Raw genomic sequence first — 18586 nt, 5'->3', positions numbered from 1 at the left:
AGAAAAAAAACACCGGACTTTGTAGGAGCGAGCCCCGTGGTGAGGGGATTTATCCCCGATGGGTTGCGCAGCAGCCCCAAGATTTTGGGGGCCGCTTCGCTGCCCATCGGGGATAAATCCCCTCACCACAAAGGTTCAATCCGACAGTTGAATCTGTCCGGTGTCAAAAATTTTGATCGACGCCTGAAAACTCCAGACGTCGAAGGGTCTATCAGGCTTGCGTCAGTTTTGCAGCAGCGCGTTCGAAGCGGTCCAGACCGGCTTCGATGTCGGCGTCTTCGACCACCAGGCTCGGGGCGAAACGGATCACGTCCGGGCCGGCTTGCAGAATCATCAGGCCTTCTTTTTCAGCGGCATTGAAGATGTCCTTGGCCTTGCCTTTCCAGGCATCGCTCAACACGCAACCGATCAGCAGACCGAGGCCACGCACCTGCGTGAACAGGCCGTACTTCTCGCCGATCTGCTCAAGACGGGTCTTGAACCTGTCGTGCTTGGCGTTGACGCCGTTGAGCACTTCCGGGGTGTTGATCACGTCGATCACCGCTTCGGCGACGGCGCACGCCAGCGGGTTGCCGCCGTAGGTGGTGCCGTGGGTGCCGACGACCAGATGTTTGGCCAGTGCTTCGGTGGTCAGCATCGCCGCGATCGGGAAACCGCCGCCCAGGCTCTTGGCGCTGGTGAGGATGTCCGGGGTCACGCCGTAATGCTGGTAGGCGAACAGCTTGCCGCTGCGGCCCATGCCGGTCTGCACTTCGTCGAACACCAGCAACGCGTTGTTCGCGTCGCACAGTTCGCGGGCACCTTGCAGGTACGCCAGTTCGGCCGGCAGCACGCCGCCCTCGCCCTGGATCGGTTCCAGAACCACGGCGCAGGTCTTGTCGGAAACCGCAGCTTTCAGTGCGGCCAGATCGTTGTACGGCACGTGGGTGATGCCGGTGATTTTCGGGCCGAAACCGTCGGAGTATTTCGACTGACCACCGACGTTAACGGTGAACAGGGTACGACCGTGGAAGCTGTTCAGCGCGGCGATGATCTCGTACTTCTCGCTGCCGAAACGGTCGAACGCAACGCGACGGGCCAGCTTGAAAGCGGCCTCGTTGGCTTCAGCGCCGGAGTTGCAGAAGAACACGCGCTCGGCGAACGTGGCGTCGATCAGCTTGTGCGCCAGACGCAGGGCCGGTTCGTTGGTGAACACGTTGGAGACGTGCCACAGCTTGTTCGCTTGTTCGGTCAAGGCACCGACCAGCGCCGGGTGCGCGTGGCCCAATACGTTGACGGCGATGCCGCCGGCGAAGTCGATCAGCTCGCGGCCGGCCTGGTCCCAGACGCGGGAACCGGCGCCACGCACCGGAATAAAAGCGGCAGGCGCGTAGTTGGGAACCATTACCTGGTCGAAATCGGCGCGTTGTACCGCAGCGTGCTCAACGGACATCGGAGTCTCCTGATGAGGGCCACCCGCCTGAAACTGGCGAGCGATGGGGGGATTGTAAGGACAGTTTTCAGCCCGGCCTTGTCGCCAAGCGACAACTTCTTATAGCGCAAACCCCGGATTTTCCCGGGTTTACGGCAATGCGACATATAGCGTCGCAAAGGCGCAGTTTAAACCGGCATCACCGATTTGCGGCAGGCCGCGCAGGATATCAATTCAGCCGGTTGTCACCGGCATAAATATCTACCGCACGATGATCGTCACTGACTGGTTTGCTGTCGGCTCTTCCAACGCTAAAGGAATGGCACATGCAATTGCCTGAAGGACAGCAACCGGCAGCCCCGATCGATACGAGCGACGCGCAACATCCCGACGAACACTACCTGACCCTGAAAGAGTCGATTCCCGACTGGCTCGGCAGCGCCTCGCCGACCAAACGCCAGGCATTGCGCAGCATCCAGCCCGCACTCCCGGCCTCACTACAAGCTGCGTCAGCCGTGCAGCACCAGCAATTGCAGGCACTGAATGCCGCACACTGGCGCGCGCAAAGCGCGGTCGATCAACAACTCGAACACCTGCAAGACACCAACGCCTTCGCCGAACCGCTGCTCAAAGCAGCACTGAAAAACGCATGCGGTCTGGACCTGGACGTCAGGAAGACCTTCCTGCGCCTCTACGTTCCCGCGACGACGCCATGGTTTTCGATCAAAACCGGCGGCGCCCGCGCCTGGACGGTCTCGCTGCTCGACGCCGCACTGCACAATTTCGAAGACGCCGAAACCAAAGATGACGCCTATGAGCGTGCATCCACCTTCATCACCCAACCCACCGCCAGCGGGCAGTTCGAATCGCTGCCAGCAGTCAACAGCAAACTGAGCATTACCACCTTCATCAAGCTGTGCAGAACGCTGGATATCGGCGCCCAATACCAGACGTATCTGCGAGAACAACTCGGCTTCAACGACGCGACCGCTGCTGCCGCGCTACAACAGAAAGTGACCACGAGCCAGCAAGCAGCCCTTAACGCCGCCCTGCAATGGGCGCGCATGAGCGGCGACATCAGCGAGACCTGCTTTCGCCTGATCAACGGGTTGCTCGATGGCGTGCACGGCATGCGGCTCAACGGCCAGACGCTGCTGTGTCACGACATGTCGATGATGGCAGCGCCGCTGACCGGCATTCTGGTCTTCGCTCCGGATGCCTACACGCCCCGCCACATCAGTCGGATCGTCGCCTACGTCCCGGATGACCCGGAGCACCCGATCAAGGAATACGCGTCCTCGGCAGACATGGAAGCCGAACTCACCCGCCAGTTGCGGGCGACAGACTACCAGCGCTTCTTCAGCCGCTTTATCGATCAGGAACGCATCGGCTTCTTCTTTGCCGACCTGCAGCAGCGCCTGGTTCAAATCAAATGGCACAAGCCCGAACCGGGCAGTTCGCAACCCGCGTGGCGAGAAACGCCCGTCGACAAACCGGACTTGCAACTGGTCAGCGCACCACTCACCGCCGAGCTGTGGCGACACCTTTATCAGGCAAAACTGAACAAGATTCTCAACGACGCCAAAGTGATCGCCATTCCCACCGCAACGGTCGATAGCAGAGCCCGTTGGGCGCGCTGGGATTCCCTGGTGAACATCGTGACCTCGATCATCGAAACGGCTGCCTTCGTGATCGCGCCGTTCGTGCCGGGGCTGGGCGAGTTGATGATGAGCTACATGGCCTGGCAACTGCTCAACGAAGCCTTCGAAGGCATCATCGACTGGACGCAGGCGAAAACCCGCGAAGCGTTCGAACACCTGATGGGCACGGTCGAAACCCTGATTCAACTGGGTGCCTTTGCCGCTGGCGGCATGATCGGCATCGGCGAGTACCGCAAGGTCCTGCCCAAGGAAATCGTTGCATTCATTGATCGCTTCATACCGATGGAGCGGCCCGGGACCTCTGCCCGCTACTGGGACCCGGACCTGAGCCGCTACGAGCACAACGCCCCTCCTGCCAAAGACTCCCGTCCCGACGCGCGCGGCCTGCATGCGCATCAGGGCAAACAGCTGTTGGCGCTGGAAAACGCCCACTACGCGGTCAGCGAAGACGCGATCCCCGGTCAGTTCCGCATTGACCACCCGACGCGGCCCGAGGCTTACAAACCGCTGCTGCGGCACAACGGCGAAGGCGCCTGGCACAGCGAACTCGAACAGCCACTGGCGTGGGACCAGACCACAGCTTTGCGCCGGATCGGCCATTCGCTCGAATCCTTCGAACCGGCTCGGCAAGAACGCATTCTGCACGTCAGCGGCTACAACGAAGACGCCCTGCGCAAAATGCACGTTGATCAGGAAAGCGTTCCGCCGCTGCTGGCTGACACCATCAAACGCTTCAAAATCGACCAGGACCTGCAAGTCCTCATCGAACAACTGGACAGCGCCGAGCACTACCGCGATGCCGACCCTCTGACGCAACTGCAACTGCTGACAGAACACGGCGCATGGCCGAGCGAGAAACGGCTGTGCTACTTCGACAGCGAGGGTGAGTTGATCTGGCAATCATCCGGTGACGAAGCGTTGCCAGTGATCACGGTTCGGCAAAACAGCCTGCAAGAGACTGACGTGCTGAAAAGCTTGCTTGAGTCCCTCGATGAGCACGACATCAAAGCGCTGCTGGGAGAATCGTTCGGCGGCCCGACGCTTGCACTCGATGTGCGCACCCAGACATTGAGCCGGCAACTGAGCCAGCTCGCCCGACAACACCGCATCGCCCTGTTCGAGTCCCGCTATCAGCAACTGGAGACCACGACAGACCCGCTGGCCGCGCCGATCCGCGAGTATCAACCGCTGCTGCCGAGCAGCGTCACTCGCGAATTGCTCGACACCGCCAGCACCGCGGAGCTACTGAGCATCAGCGAAGGGCAACTGCCCGAACGTCAGCAGCAACTGGTGCAGCAGGCCAGTGAGCAAGTGCGCATCAGCCGTGCTTATGAAGGCCTGGAACTGGACTCAGTCAACAATGCGGATTCCGACACCCTCGCCCTGCACAGCCTGCAACGTTTGCCCGGATGGAGCGGACAACTGCGCATCGAAATCCGCGACGGCTTTTATGAAGGCTCGATACTCGACAGCACCGGCCCGGCCGAGGCTCGCGAGCAAAAAGTATTGGTGCGTAAAACCGATGGCCGCTATCAGCCCTATGACGATCGCGGCCAGGAACTGAGCGCCCCCGGCGACTTCTATTGCAGCCTCCTCCACGCCTTGCCGGATGCCGAGCGCCAGGCGCTGGACCTGCACATCGGCGACGCCGACAGGCTCAAACAGGCGATTCGGACAAACCCGCTGGAGCGTAGCGAACTGCGCGTGGCAATGGCCCAGCCGCCGCTGCCGGAACCGCTGATCGACACTTTGCGTCTGGTCGGCGTGGAAGGTTATCGCCCGTTGTTCCGCGAGCAGCCGCACACGCTGGAGGAGCGAGTACGCGAGATCTACCCCAGCGATTCACTGGCCGATGTACAGGCCTTTATTGAAGAACACCAAGGGCTTCCCGGCGGGGTACGCGGCGAACTCTCGCGCCTCAATCTTGAGTACCGAAAGCTCTGCGACGACCTGCGCGTCTGGCAGCTCGAAGTGCCGGCCAGCGATCCGCAGACCGGTCTGCCGCTGACGCCGATTCAGCGTCGTGCGGCGCTGCAAAGCCGTTCGGTATTGAGAACCCTGATTCAGCGTTGCTGGCGCAAACAGACCCGCGGACCTGCCGGGTACATGCTGCAGATCACCGACCCGATTATTGGCCACCTGCCCGTACTCGAGGCCGACTTCGGCCATATCACCACGCTGGCGATCAATGGCAGCAAAAGCACCCGAGGTCTCGAACCGTTTTTGCAGCGTTTTCCCAAACTGATGTATCTCGACGTGCAAACCGCCAACTTGCCACAGCTGCCGCCCGCGCTCACCACAATGCCGGTGCTGCGCCACCTGATTCTGCGCGATTGCAGCCTGCAACTCGGCGCTGCCGACCAGACATTACTGGCGTCATTGCCTGAGCTGTCGTTTCTCGACTTGCAGGACAACCCGCTGGGGACGGCCCCCGATATCCAGCCGATGACTTCACTGCGCTTCATCAATCTGAACAACACCGGCATCGCCGAGCCGCCAGCCAATCTGCTGCACCACCCGCGCCTGGTCACCGGCAAATTCGCCGGCAACCGTATCAGCGAAATGCCGGACGCGCTGTTCACGCTCAACAGCCTGCTCAGCGACGGCTTCGATTTCGCCGACAATCCGCTGAGCCCAACGTCGCGTGAGCGGGTGAAAGCCCACTACCAACGCACCTCAAAGCACTTTGGTGTGCTGCCCGAAGCAGCCGACATCAACCGCACCACGGCGCTGTTTCCGGAACTTGACCCTGCGCAGGCGACCGACGTGGTCTATCAACTGCCGGGAACACTGGAGCAGGGCCGGACGCAACTGAGCCGCTGGGAAGCCGAAATCAGTCAGATGAAAGCCGATCTGGCGCTATGGAGCCGCGACATCCCCAAACGCGATCCGTTGACCGGCCAACTGCTCAACCTCAACGAACAATCCAGCGAGCTGATGTTCCGCGAGCGATTCGCGCAGACGCTGGAACAGTTCTGGGGCAGGCGAACCGCGCACCAGCCCAGCGTCAGAAGCAAACTGCTGGAAGCAAACCTTGAGTTCATGGGCGACCTGCCAACGCTGGCCGCAGACTTCAGCCACGTCACCAGTCTGAGCCTGACCGGCAACAAAAGCGTTTCCGCCGTGACGCCATTCCTGCAACGTTTTCAGAACCTCGAAGCGCTGCATCTGCTGCATTTTGATCTGGAACCGGTATCCACTTCGCTCATTAACCTGCCGCGACTGGGCACGCTGGAACTGAAGGATTGCGGTGTAGTGATGACACCGGAAAATCAGGCTGCACTCTGCGCCTTGTCCCAACTGGAAACACTCGAACTGAGCAACAACCCGTTAGGCACGCTGCCCGACCTCAACCTGCTGCCGCAACTGAGCTATCTCGATGTGGCCAATACGGGCCTGTCCACCATGCCGAATGGCGTCATCGATCACCCGCATTTGCGCACCCTGATTTTCAGCGGCAACGCCTTCACCGAGTTACCCGCGGCCCTTTTCGAGCTGCCATCCAATCGCAGCGACGGCTTCGATTTTGCCGACAACCCGTTAACGCCAGACACCCGTGAACAGATAAAAACCTACTACCGCAAGACCGGCAACGACTTCGATGTACTGGCCGACGCGGCGGACATTGCCCTGGCCCGAGAGCTGTTCCCGTCGCTGGATGCGCAAGAGGCCAGCGACATGATTTATGACTTGCCCGGCACTCTGAGCGATGGCCATCTCCATCTCGGTCGCTGGCAAACCGAGCTCGATACCATGAGAAGCCAACTCGCCTCTTGGGCGTCTCAGGTGCCGATTCATCATCCCGTCACCGGTGAAGTGCTCACCGCCATTGAAGTGTTCGATCAGTACGCGGTGCGCTTGAGTTTCAAGCAAAAGCTGGAGGAGTTCTGGGCTCATCGCTCGGCCCTTACCGGAGCGCGCGACGTGGATTTTTCCACATCACTGCCGTTCCTGGGCGACATGCCCGTGCTCACCACGGACTTCGGCCACGTCTCGGATCTGGCCCTCAAGGGCAATCCTGCACTACGGGGCATCGAGTCGTTTCTCGAACTGTTTCCCAACGTGCAAACGCTCGAGATGCGTGACTTCGCCTTGGCCGAGTTACCCACGCCCATTGGTCGCATGTCGGAACTCAAGGACCTGACCCTGCACAATTGTCAGTTCACCCTGACCACCGACGGCCAAACCACGCTGACGGCACTGAACGCGCTTGAACGTCTGGATCTGAGTCAAAACCCGCTGACCCTGGCACCCGATCTGGCGGCGATGCCAAAACTCAATGACGTGCGCCTGTCCAACTGCGCCATAACCCAACTGCCAAAGGGTCTGGCTGATCATCCGAACCTGCGAACCGTCCTGCTCGACAACAACCGCATCACTGAATTACCCGCGGCACTTTTTCAGATGGACCTCGATCTGGCCGACGGAGTAGATCTGTACGGCAACCCGCTGTCGGCGGCCAGTCGTGAGCGGATCAAGGGGTTTTACCTCAAGCACGGCAGTGATCTGGGCATTGCAGCCGATCCCGCGGACGTGGCCCGGGCCCGCGCACTCTTTCCGGTACTGCAGGATGGCGACGCCAGCCACATGCTTTACTCTCTGCCGGGCACACTGGAGGCCGGTCGCGCCCAACTGCTGCGTTGGGAAAGCGAAATTGCCCGGATCAACCACGACCTCCGCGCCTGGACCGAAGCCATCGCCGAGACTGACCCGCAAACTGGCCAAGCGCTTAGTGCCGACGAGATCGCCAGCGAGCGTAGCGCCAGACAGGAATTCAGCAGCAAGTTGCAGCAGTTCTGGCGCCAGCGGCGCGCTGACAAACTGGATCTGCGCTCGAATACCTTTGTCGCCGATCTGACCTTCAGCGGTGATCTGCCGGCACTGTCGGCGGACTTCAGCCATGTCACGCAGTTGTCGTTGCAGGGCAAATCGACGCATAACGTCCCTGATGCTTTCCTCAACTGCTTTCCGGGTTTGTCAGGGCTGGAACTGCGCAATTTTGCCTTGGGTCGACTGCCGCAGGCGCTGACCCGGATGCCCCTGCTGCAGACCCTGGTGCTGAGCAAGTGCGGCGTAGTGTTTGACGCTCAGGCGCAAGTCGTACTGGCGGGTTTGCCCCGTCTGACGATGCTCGACCTGTACCGCAATCCACTCGACGTGGTGCCCGACCTCTCTCCCCTCAAGGCGCTGACTTACGTAGACCTCGCCGGCACGGGGATCAACAGTGTTCCGGTTGGCCTGACGCAGCTTGCCGACCTCGAAACCGCCTTGTTGAACGACAACCAAATAACGCTGCTGCCCGACGCGCTCTACAACCTGCCCAACACCATCAGCAAAGGCATTGATCTGGACAATAACCCGCTGTCATCGGCGACGCGTGAACAGATCAAAGTCTATTTCCAACGCACCGGGAGTGATCTTTGTGTATTGGCCGATCGGGCAGACATTAACCTTGCGCATGCGCTGTACCCGCAACTCTCCGAGACCCAAGCCAGCAATCTGGTCTACGGCCTGCCCGGCACATTTGCGGACGGCAGCCTTGAGCTGACACGTCGGCAAACCGAACTGGATACCCTCGGCAGAGACCTTGAAGCCTGGATGAACTCAGCGGTACTCGACCCTGTCACCCAACTGCCCCTGGAAGTCGAGCCGCTGCTGCAAGAGCAGTACAAAAGAATGCAATTGAAGGTCAGCCTGGAGGACGCCTGGCGTCGCAAGTCATCCGCGACCCAATCGGAATTTGCCTTGAACCTGGAGATGTCGTTCATCGGTGACCTGCCAACCTTGAGAGCGGACTTCGGGCACGTTCTTGAACTGGAACTGAACAGCACGGCTGCCATCGCCCCCCGTGCCCAGGGCTGGCTCGCCCGGTTCCCCAATCTGCTGAGCCTGAAAATGGGCGGCATTCAACTGAACAGCATCCCCGTCGAAGTGTTCGGCCTGGAAAAACTCACGCGGCTGAATCTGCCCGAATGCAACATCAGCCTGACGGAAGAAGCCGCGACCGCGCTGGGTGCCCTCGAAGATCTGCAAAACCTGAACTTGCGCAACAACCCCTTGGGACGGGCGCCAGACATTGATCGCATGAAGCAACTGAGTCATCTGGACTTGAGCAATACCGGACTCACCGAGACGTGGCCGGCGCTGTTCGAAAGGATCAGCCTTAGCCACGTCGATCTTTCCGACAACGCGATCAGCGAGTTGCCGCTCGAGCTTTTACGCGGCGACCATCGGCTGAGCGCCGACTTCAACTTCAGTGGTAATCCGTTATCGGAACTGGCGCGCCAACGGCTTGCCGACTATGCCCAAGTGCGGGAAGCCAGGCTGGATGCACCGCGACTGTGGCGCCAGCAAATTGCCGAGCTGGACGACGACTTCGATTCCTCATCGTCCATAGCATCTGATGAAGCGTCGGAATCGCTGCCCTCACTGGATTAACCACAACGGCCAGCCCGACGCGCCTCAACCGCGCTCGGGCGGTACCGATGACAATTCGAACGGGCTGCTGCTGCGCCGCTGGTTGCGATCTTCCCGCGGCGTGGCACCGAAGAAGTTACGGTAGGCGCTGGAGAAGTGCGGCCCCGAGGAGAAGCCGCACGACAGGCCGATCTGGATGATCGACTTGCTGGTTTGCATCAACATCTGCCGGGCCTTGTTCAGGCGCAGTTCCAGGTAGTACTGGCTCGGCACACGGTTGAGGTATTGCTTGAAGATCCGCTCCAGCTGCCGACGGGACACGCACACATGCTGGGCGATTTCGTCGGTGGTCAGCGGCTCTTCGATATTGGCTTCCATCAGCAACACGGCTTGCGTCAGTTTCGGATGACTGGAGCCGAGGCGGTTCTGCAACGGAATACGCTGACGCTCGCCCCCCTCTCGGATGCGCTCGACCACCAGTTCTTCCGAAACCGCACCGGCCAGTTCGGCGCCGTGATCGCGGGCCAGCACCGCCAGCAACAGATCAAGCACCGACATGCCGCCGCACGCGGTCAAGCGATCGCGATCCCAATCGAACAGATGGCTGGTGGCGATGACTTTCGGGAAACGTTCTGCAAAATCGTCCTGCCAGCGCCAGTGCACGGCAGCGCGATAACCGTCGAGCAAACCCAATTGCGCCAAAGGATACACGCCGGCAGACAGACCACCGATCACGCAACCGGCGCGCACCAGTTGCTTGAGCGCGCTGCTCAGTGGCGAGGCCAGTGCGGTCGGCGGCTCATCAGCGAGCAGGAACAGTTTCTGAAAGTTTTCCAGCTTGCCGGCCCACGGTTCACCGGGCAATTGCCAGGCACCTTCGACGGGCGGCTCGGCCTGCAGGAACGACAATTCGTAAACCACATCCGGGTGCACCCGCTGCGCAACACGCAAGGCCTCCTCCGCCAGCGCCAAAGTCAGAGCTTTAGTGCTGGGCCAAATCAGGAAACCAATTCGATGGGCAGTCATGGGCGGGTGATCCGAAGCGAAGAACGATGATGAAGGCATGGGCCAATGCTAGCCCGGAAATGAACACAAATCTTGAAACTGACCGAGATCAACTGTAGGAGTGAGCCTGCTCGCGATGGCGGTGTAACAGTCAACATGATTGCTGTCTGAACCACCGCATTCGCGAGCAGGCTCACTCCTACAAGGGAATTTAGCCAGCCTTCAGGTCGCGAAGCATGACCTAATTTGGTGCACAACGGCAGTATTTACTTGAGGCTGCCCGAGAGGAATTGCTGCAGACGCTCCGATTGCGGATTGACCAGCACTTCGCGCGGGTTGCCGCTTTCTTCAACAACGCCTTTGTGCAGGAACACCAACTGGTTCGACACTTCACGGGCAAAACCCATTTCGTGGGTCACCACCACCATGGTGCGACCTTCCTGGGCCAGCGCTTGCATCACCTTCAGCACGTCGCCAACCAGTTCCGGGTCAAGCGCCGAAGTCGGTTCGTCGAACAGCATCACCTCAGGTTCCATCGCCAGCGCCCGGGCAATCGCCACACGCTGCTGCTCGCCACCGGACATGTGCCCCGGGAATGCATCCTTACGATGGGCCACACCGACCTTGTTCAGGTAGTGCTCGGCTTTCTCGCGGGCTTCAGCCTTGGACACGCCGAGGACGTGAACCGGCGCTTCCATGATGTTTTCCAGCGCGGTCATGTGCGACCACAGGTTGAAATGCTGGAACACCATCGACAGGCGCGAACGCATGCGTTGCAGCTGTTTCGGGTCAGCAGCTTTCAGCGCGCCGTCCTTGTTCGCGACGAGTTTCAGCTCTTCATTGTTGAGCAGAATCTTGCCCGCGTGCGGCTGCTCGAGCAGGTTGATGCAGCGCAGGAAAGTACTTTTGCCGGAGCCACTGGAGCCGATGATGCTGATCACATCGCCGGCTGCCGCTTTCAGGGAAACACCCTTGAGCACTTCGTGACTGCCATAGCGTTTATGCAGGTCTTGGACTTCAAGTTTGTACATGCGGTCGGTTCTCACAAAAACAGTCAGTCAGTCGTTGAGCAAGCGCCCGTGACGCAGCGCTTCGCGCCCCGCCACCTTGGCCAGCCAGAAACCGGGTTGGGCATAGCGCAGCCGTTCAATGGCAAACAGCACCCCGGACGTACCAGCACATACCGTGCTGACCCGATCGGACACAGGGTCGATCACTTCAAAAATTTCGTCACCGGCCTCGACCCATTCGCCGGGTTTACGCAGAAAACTCACCACGCCCGGGTGCGGCGCGAACAGCAATTCGGTGCCTTCGAACGGCATGCCTTCGCACGGTTCGTGAGCCGCATTCGGCCACTCGCCAGTGATCAGGCCTTGCTCGGCAAGAAACGCCAGAATGCCTTCAGCATACGCCTCGGCCTCAGCGCGGCCAGTGTCGGCCTGACCGCCCAGCTCGATGGTCGTCGCCAGACACGCCAGTGGAATCTGCGCATCCGGGAACTGCCGCGACAGACGCAGCCACGGCAGCGAGCAAGCCTCGTCGAAGGAGCTGCCGCCGGAATCTTCCGCCAGCAGACCGACCTTCACATTCAGCTGCGCCGCCAGCGAACGCCACTGCGGCCAGTGCTGCGGCAGCGCATACATGTGCAGCGCGGCTTCAGCGTCGCAGTGCAAATCGAGCACCACGTCGGCATTACAGGCGTGGCTCAGCAGCACACGCTGCATGCCTTGCAACTGACTGGTCGCCTCGGGCAAGGCCGCCAGATGATCAGCCATCGCCTGACGGATCAGACGAATGTTGGCGTGTGCATCATCACCAAGACTGTCGGCCAGAGCAGCTGCCACCGGCGCGCTCAGCTCAACGAAATCACGATTGAAATTTTTGCCGCTGCCCGCCTCGAAACGGCCCTGGAAATTACCTTGCAGCAATTGCCCAAGACCCAACGGATTGGCGACCGGAACCAGCTCGACAACACCGTTGAGCTGGCCGTTGGCTTCGAGTTCGCCAAGGCGCTTTTTCAGCTCCCAGGCGGTGCGCATGCCCGGTAATTCGTCAGCGTGCAGGCTGGCCTGAATGTAGGCCTTGCGCTCGCCTTGACCGAAACGGAACACCGAAACCTTGCGCTCGCTGCCCAGATGGCTCCACGGCAAAACGTGGTCGATGCGTTCCATATCAGTGCTTCCGCGGCGCGAGGTAGCTCAACCAGCGCCGCTCGGCCAGCTTGAACAGCTTGACCAGAATGAAGGTCAGGCACAGGTAGAACACGCCAGCGGTGATGTACGCCTCGAACGGCAGGTAGAACTGCGCGTTGACGGTACGTGCTGCACCGGTGATGTCGATCAGGGTCACGATGGACGCCAGACTGGTGGTCTGCAGCATCATGATCACTTCGTTGCTGTACTGCGGCAGCGCCCGGCGCAGGGCCGATGGCAGCAGGATGCGCTTGTACAGTTTGAAGCGCGACATGCCCATGGCCTTGGCCGCTTCGATCTCACCGTTCGGCGTAGCCTTGAGGCTGCCGGCGATGATTTCAGCGGTGTAGGCGCTGGTGTTGATCGCGAACGCCAGGCACGCACAGAACGTTGCGCTGGACAGCCACGGCCACAAGAAGCTTTCGCGTACCGCTTCGAACTGCGCCAGACCGTAGTAGATCAGGAACAGTTGCACCAGCATCGGCGTGCCGCGAATCACATAGGTGTACAGCCACGCGGCGCCGTTGACGATCGGGTTCTTCGAGACACGCATCAGGCCCAGAGGCAGTGCCCCCAGCAGACCGAAAAACAGCGACAGCGCGAGCAATTTGAGGGTGGTCACCAGGCCGCCGAGGTACAGCGGCAGAGCCTCCCAAATGACGTTGTAGTCGAAGATCATAGATCAGCCGCCCTTACGCCTACCGAGTAGCGCTTCTCAAGTTGACGCAGGATCAGCAACGACACGCTGGTGATCACCAGGTACATCGCCGCCACTGCGAGGAAGAAGGTAAAAGGCTCGCGAGTGGCATCCGCCGCCTGCTTGGCCTTGAACATCATGTCTTGCAGACCGACCACGGAAATCAGCGCGGTGGCCTTGGTCAGTACCAGCCAGTTGTTAGTGAAGCCGGGAATCGCCAGGCGAATCATCTGCGGCACCATCACCCGGAAGAACACCTGAAAACTGCTCATGCCGTACGCCATGCCGGCTTCGGCCTGGCCCTTGGGGATCGCCATGAACGCGCCACGGAAGGTTTCCGACAGGTACGCACCGAAGATGAAACCGAGGGTGCCGATACCGGCGGCCAGCGGGTTCAGGTCGATGTAATCGTTGAAGCCGAGCAATGGCGCCACACGGTTGAGCAAGTCCTGACCGCCGTAGAAGATCAGCAGGATCAGCACCAGATCGGGAATCCCGCGGATCACCGTGGAATACAGATCGCCCAGCCACGCCAGCCAACGCACTGGCGACAGGCGCAGCGCGACACCGATCAGCCCGAGAACGATGGCCAGAGCCATGGACGACAAGGCGAGCTGAAGCGTCAGCCATGCGCCATCGAGGATGACAGCCCCGTAGCCTTTCAACATGATTCAGGTCCTCGAAAGTTGGGATGAAAAAATGGCGCAAACCGCAGAGATCCTGTTGCTTGCGCCATTTCGGACTTGTCGCAGAGACGTGTTACTTGCCGTAGATATCGAAGGCGAAGTATTTGTCCTGGATTGCTTTGTATTTGCCGTTTTCGCGGATGGCCGCGATGGCTGCGTTGATCTTGTCTTTCAGGGCGTCGCCCTTACGCACAGCAATGCCTACGCCGTCGCCGAAGTATTTGACGTCGGTGAACTGTGGACCCACGAAGGCGAAGCCTTTGCCGGAATCGGTGTTCAGGAAGCCGTCTTGCAGCAGGGTGGCGTCAGCCACGGTACCGTCGAGGCGACCAGCGGCCACGTCGAGGTAGATTTCGTTCTGCGAGCCGTATGGCTTGATCTCGGCACCCAGCGGGGCCAGGACTTCGCGGGCGAAACGTTCGTGGATCGAACCACGTTGTACGCCGATGTTCTTGCCCTTCAGCTCAGCCAGGTTTTCGCTGACCTGAGTGCCGGCCTTCATGACCAGACGCGCGGGGGTGTTGTAGTACTTGTTGGTGAAGTCGACAGACTTCTTGCGATCTTCAGTGATCGACATGGACGACAGGATCGCGTCGATCTTGCGCACTTTCAGTGCCGGGATCAGACCGTCGAACTCTTGCTCGACCCACACGCACTTGACCTGCATCTGCTCGCACAGGGCGTTGCCGATGTCATAGTCGAAACCGACGATGCTGCCATCCGGTGCTTTCGAGGCGAACGGAGGGTAAGCCGCTTCGATACCGATCTTCAGAGGTTTTTCATCAGCGAAGGAATTCAGCGACAGCACGGAGGACAGTGCCAGGGCGCCAAGCAGCACAAGTTTCTTCATCTTGGGACTCCATCGGTAAAGGGCAAAAACGGCAGAGTGAGCGACAGCCCAATATGCGAATGGGTGAATCGGGAAATCGGTTGCTGCATCTGTGGGAAATTTCCCATTGAAACCGTCGGAGGTTTCAACGTCAGCCACGATGAGCGAGTGATCGGCATTCTAACGACAGGCCCGAAGTCGATATTTCTTCAATGCGACAACTAATTACAGATGCACAGAGAAAGCGACTTAGGCGCATTGACAGCCTTGCAAATTCATGCAAGAGCGAAAGACAGTGAACCGATCTATGCTGCAAATTGCGGGCCTATTATTCGCAAACCCTTCTAATCCGGCAAGCGCAGCGTTGTGTCTTATTTTTCACCGGGGGTTTTGAGGCTCTAAAACGGGGCGATGCGTTTCCCTACGCCCCGGTTTGGCGCGGGCGGTTACACATTCGGTTACGTGGAAGGTACGAGGTAACAGCGGGAAATCTCTTACGACGCAGATCGATAATTATTGGTTGGGTGGTTTCGGTTTCTGACATTGGGCTACATCGGCGCCTTACAGATTGCTATCGCGAGCAGGCTCACTCCTACAGGGATCGCATTTCTTCAGGTGGAATGCGATCCCTGTAGGAGTGAGCCTGCTCGCGATGAGGCCCATCCAGCCACTACAAAACCAACAGACACAAAAAAGCCCCGTCCGGCCTACACCGAACGGGGCTTTTCAGCACTTCAACCTGCTACTTAAGCAACATTCATGGTCTTGTGCGTATCAATCAAATGCTGCACCACACCCGGATCCGCCAAGGTCGAGATATCCCCCAACCCGTCGTATTCCGCCGTAGCAATCTTGCGCAGAATGCGCCGCATGATCTTGCCCGAGCGAGTCTTCGGCAGCCCCGGCGCCCACTGGATCACGTCAGGCGAAGCAATCGGCCCGATCTCTTTACGCACCCAGTTTTTCAGCTCCAGACGCAGTTGCTCGCTCGGCTCTTCGCCATTCTTCAGGGTGACGTAGACATAAATGCCCTGCCCCTTGATGTCATGCGGCACCCCGACCACCGCCGCCTCAGCGACTTTAGGGTGAGCAACCATCGCACTCTCGATCTCGGCCGTGCCCATACGGTGGCCGGACACGTTGAGTACGTCATCGACACGCCCAGTGATCCAGTAGTAACCATCAGCATCACGACGCGCGCCGTCACCGGTGAAATACATGCCACGGAAGGTCTTGAAGTAGGTATCGACAAAGCGGTCATGGTCGCCATACAGCGTGCGCGCCTGACCTGGCCACGAATCGAGAATCACCAGATTGCCCTCAGCCTCGCCCTCGATGATGTTACCGAGGTTGTCGACCAGCGCCGGCACCACACCGAAGAACGGACGCGCCGCCGAACCCGGCTTCAGCGCATGGGCACCCGGCAGCGGACTCATCATGTTGCCGCCGGTTTCGGTCTGCCACCAGGTATCAACGATCGGGCAACGCGACTTGCCGACATTCTTGTAGTACCAGTCCCACGCTTCGGGGTTGATCGGCTCGCCCACCGAACCGAGCAGACGCAAGCTGCTGCCGTCAGCGCCTTCAACAGCGGCCTGACCCGAGGCCATCATTGCGCGGATCGCGGTCGGTGCGGTGTAGAGGATGTTGACCTTGTGCTTGTCGACGATCTTCGCCACCCGGGTGATGTCCGGATAGTTCGGCACGCCTTCGAACAGCAGCGTGGTCGCGCCATTGGCCAGCGGGCCGTAGACGATATAACTGTGGCCGGTGACCCAGCCGACGTCAGCGGTGCACCAGTAGACTTCGCCCGGGCGGTAGTCGAACACGCGCTCGTGGGTCATCGCCGCGTACAGCAAGTAACCGCCAGTGGTGTGCTGCACGCCCTTCGGCTTGCCGGTCGAGCCGGAGGTATAAAGGATGAACAGCGCTTCTTCCGCGCCCATCTCTTTTGGCGCGCAGACGGTGCCCGCCACTTTCATCAGGTCTTCGTACCAGATGTCGCGATGCTGGTTCCACTTGATGTCGCCGCCAGTGCGCTTGCAGACGATGACTTTCTGGATGCTGCTGGTTTCCGGGTTGGTCAGTGCGTCGTCGACGTTGGCCTTGAGGGAAATCTTCTTGCCGGCGCGGATGCCTTCGTCAGCGGTGATCACCACTTTCGAGCGGCAATCGATGATGCGACCGGCCAGGGCTTCCGGCGAGAAACCGCCGAACACCACCGAGTGAATCGCGCCGATCCGGGTGCAGGCCAGCATGGCGACCACGGCTTCGGGAATCATCGGCATATAAATGGTCACCACGTCGCCACGGTGTACGTCCTGACCACGCAGGGCGTTGGCCAGTTTGCACACTTGCTCGTGCAGTTCGCGGTAAGTGATGTTACGGCTCTCGGAAGGATCGTCACCTTCCCAGATGATTGCGACTTGATCGCCGCGCTCGGCCAGATGCCGGTCGAGGCAGTTGTAGGAAACGTTCAGGGTGCCGTCGGCAAACCACTTGATGTCGACATGGTGATCGTCGAACGAAGTCTGTTTCACCGTGGTGAAAGGTTTGATCCAGTCGAGACGCTTGGCTTGCTCGCGCCAGAAACCGTCAGGGTTGACGACCGACTGCTGGTACATGGCTTTGTAGGTCGCCTCGTCAGTCAGCGTGTTAGCCAGAACCTCGGGACGAACGGGATACAGAGAAGCCGCACTCATCTTTCCTACCTCGGTGTAATAGTTGTTTTTGTATGACCCTGTTGTAACGGGGCCGGGCCCATAGAACCATTCGACGATGGTAGTAACAACCCCTCCCCCACCATAGTCCCCCGTGTAGGAGCTGCCGAAGGCTGCGATCTTTTGATCTTGCTTCTAAACATCCAGATCAAAAGATCGCAGCCTCCGGCAGCTCCTACATTGGGATTGGGGTGATTTCGGGGATTGTTACCAAATCTGCCAAAGGTGTTTATCAAAACCCGCTCTGTTTACCCCCGCCCCACCTCCCTAAAATCCACCCCGCCGACAAGGCAAACGCGATTAACAACGTTACAGCCCCCACGAAGGCCGTTAATCCAGCTCTCAAGTAATAACTGCAAACGATGAAGTTCCACACGCAACCCTAAAAAGGTTGCGTGACCCCACTCGACCTCAAAAAGGTAAATCTGAAATGAAAGCTTTATTGGTTCTGGCCCTCAGCAGTCTGTGCGCAACCGCCATGGCAGACGAGGTCCCGACTGATGTCGCACAGCAACAACCGGTGATCGAGGAATACACATACTCCACCCACCTGGACATCGCCAACGTTGTATCGATGAGTGAAATTCCGAACGTCTGCGAAGTAGTACCGGCAAAAATGGAGTACGACGACTCCAAGGGTCAGCGCCACATCCTGCGTTACAGCGTCATGGGTAACGGCTGCACCAATTGATGAGTTGAGACTGCACCGAATTGGATCTCTCCGCGCAACATTGAGGGTCGATTCCAGCCCGACTTCGGTCGGGCTCAGTTGTGTCTGGAGTCGTGCAAAATGGTTGCAAAACACAAGATATAGTGAAAAAGGCGGTTTTTTGCTCAAATCTTGAACAACCAAAGCCCTGCTAAAAAATTAATCAAAAAAATTTCTCAGAGGCCAACCTCGGCGAAAGCCCTGTAAACCCTCGCTCCGACTCAAATCCCCCTCCCGCTCGACCGCCCTGCGCGCTTTC

At 59.4% G+C, this 18586-nt stretch carries 10 protein-coding genes; 2 read left to right on the top strand and 8 right to left on the bottom strand.

Annotated elements, in window-relative coordinates:
- Positions 1-211 precede the first annotated feature (211 nt).
- Positions 212-1432 (bottom strand): aspartate aminotransferase family protein, encoded by a 1221-nt coding sequence (locus tag JFT86_RS14190; protein ID WP_201237152.1) that lies wholly within the window; start codon positions 1430-1432, stop codon positions 212-214.
- 305 nt (positions 1433-1737) lie between these two features.
- Between JFT86_RS14190 and JFT86_RS14185 the strand changes: the two genes are divergently transcribed.
- Positions 1738-9510, top strand: coding sequence for a DUF6543 domain-containing protein (locus tag JFT86_RS14185; RefSeq protein WP_201237151.1), 7773 nt, complete (start codon positions 1738-1740; stop codon positions 9508-9510).
- Between the two features lie 24 nt (positions 9511-9534).
- Here the strand turns inward: JFT86_RS14185 and argR are convergent, their stop codons facing one another.
- The 7 genes from argR to acs all read right to left on the bottom strand — a co-directional run bounded on the left by argR (position 9535) and on the right by acs (position 17600).
- On the bottom strand, positions 9535-10515 hold the full coding sequence (gene argR, locus JFT86_RS14180) for a transcriptional regulator ArgR (protein ID WP_103304065.1): 981 nt from the start codon (positions 10513-10515) through the stop codon (positions 9535-9537).
- Positions 10516-10760: 245 nt separating this feature from the next.
- A complete protein-coding gene (locus tag JFT86_RS14175; protein ID WP_003227281.1) occupies positions 10761-11525 on the bottom strand; it encodes an ATP-binding cassette domain-containing protein in 765 nt (254 codons plus the stop codon).
- Between the two features lie 27 nt (positions 11526-11552).
- Positions 11553-12665, bottom strand: a complete 1113-nt coding sequence (locus JFT86_RS14170; protein ID WP_201237150.1) for a M14 family metallopeptidase — start codon at positions 12663-12665, stop codon at positions 11553-11555.
- A gap of 1 nt (position 12666) precedes the next feature.
- The gene (locus tag JFT86_RS14165) at positions 12667-13365 is read right to left on the bottom strand and encodes an ABC transporter permease (protein ID WP_103304063.1); all 699 of its coding nucleotides are present in this window, start codon (positions 13363-13365) and stop codon (positions 12667-12669) included.
- Positions 13362-14051, bottom strand: coding sequence for an ABC transporter permease (locus JFT86_RS14160; protein ID WP_201149067.1), 690 nt, complete (start codon positions 14049-14051; stop codon positions 13362-13364). Before JFT86_RS14160 ends, JFT86_RS14165 begins: the two co-directional genes overlap by 4 nt.
- A 91-nt stretch (positions 14052-14142) precedes the next feature.
- Entirely contained in the window at positions 14143-14919 is a 777-nt protein-coding gene (locus tag JFT86_RS14155) for an ABC transporter substrate-binding protein (RefSeq protein ID WP_201237149.1), read from the bottom strand.
- Between the two features lie 725 nt (positions 14920-15644).
- Positions 15645-17600 (bottom strand): acetate--CoA ligase, encoded by a 1956-nt coding sequence (gene acs / locus JFT86_RS14150; protein ID WP_103304060.1) that lies wholly within the window; start codon positions 17598-17600, stop codon positions 15645-15647.
- Positions 17601-18048: 448 nt separating this feature from the next.
- On the opposite strand from acs, the gene JFT86_RS14145 reads away from it, so the two are divergent.
- Positions 18049-18309, top strand: a complete 261-nt coding sequence (locus tag JFT86_RS14145) for a DUF2790 domain-containing protein (protein WP_008084846.1) — start codon at positions 18049-18051, stop codon at positions 18307-18309.
- Positions 18310-18586: the final 277 nt, after the last annotated feature.

Source organism: Pseudomonas sp. TH06 (assembly GCF_016651305.1).
In the GTDB taxonomy this organism is placed as follows: domain Bacteria; phylum Pseudomonadota; class Gammaproteobacteria; order Pseudomonadales; family Pseudomonadaceae; genus Aquipseudomonas.
The sequence above is the reverse complement of the archived record's forward strand: the minus strand, read 5'-3'. Positions and strand labels throughout refer to the sequence as shown.

Excerpts from the sequence above, each read along its gene's own strand:
- argR (WP_103304065.1), bottom strand. The coding sequence starts at position 10,515 with ATGACTGCCCATCGAATTGGTTTCCTGATTTGGCCCAGCACTAAAGCT.
- acs (WP_103304060.1), bottom strand. The coding sequence starts at position 17,600 with ATGAGTGCGGCTTCTCTGTATCCCGTTCGTCCCGAGGTTCTGGCTAAC.
- JFT86_RS14185 (WP_201237151.1), top strand. The coding sequence starts at position 1,738 with ATGCAATTGCCTGAAGGACAGCAACCGGCAGCCCCGATCGATACGAGC.
- JFT86_RS14170 (WP_201237150.1), bottom strand. The coding sequence starts at position 12,665 with ATGGAACGCATCGACCACGTTTTGCCGTGGAGCCATCTGGGCAGCGAG.
- JFT86_RS14145 (WP_008084846.1), top strand. The coding sequence starts at position 18,049 with ATGAAAGCTTTATTGGTTCTGGCCCTCAGCAGTCTGTGCGCAACCGCC.
- JFT86_RS14155 (WP_201237149.1), bottom strand. The coding sequence starts at position 14,919 with ATGAAGAAACTTGTGCTGCTTGGCGCCCTGGCACTGTCCTCCGTGCTG.
- JFT86_RS14165 (WP_103304063.1), bottom strand. The coding sequence starts at position 13,365 with ATGATCTTCGACTACAACGTCATTTGGGAGGCTCTGCCGCTGTACCTC.
- JFT86_RS14190 (WP_201237152.1), bottom strand. The coding sequence starts at position 1,432 with ATGTCCGTTGAGCACGCTGCGGTACAACGCGCCGATTTCGACCAGGTA.
- JFT86_RS14160 (WP_201149067.1), bottom strand. The coding sequence starts at position 14,051 with ATGTTGAAAGGCTACGGGGCTGTCATCCTCGATGGCGCATGGCTGACG.
- JFT86_RS14175 (WP_003227281.1), bottom strand. The coding sequence starts at position 11,525 with ATGTACAAACTTGAAGTCCAAGACCTGCATAAACGCTATGGCAGTCAC.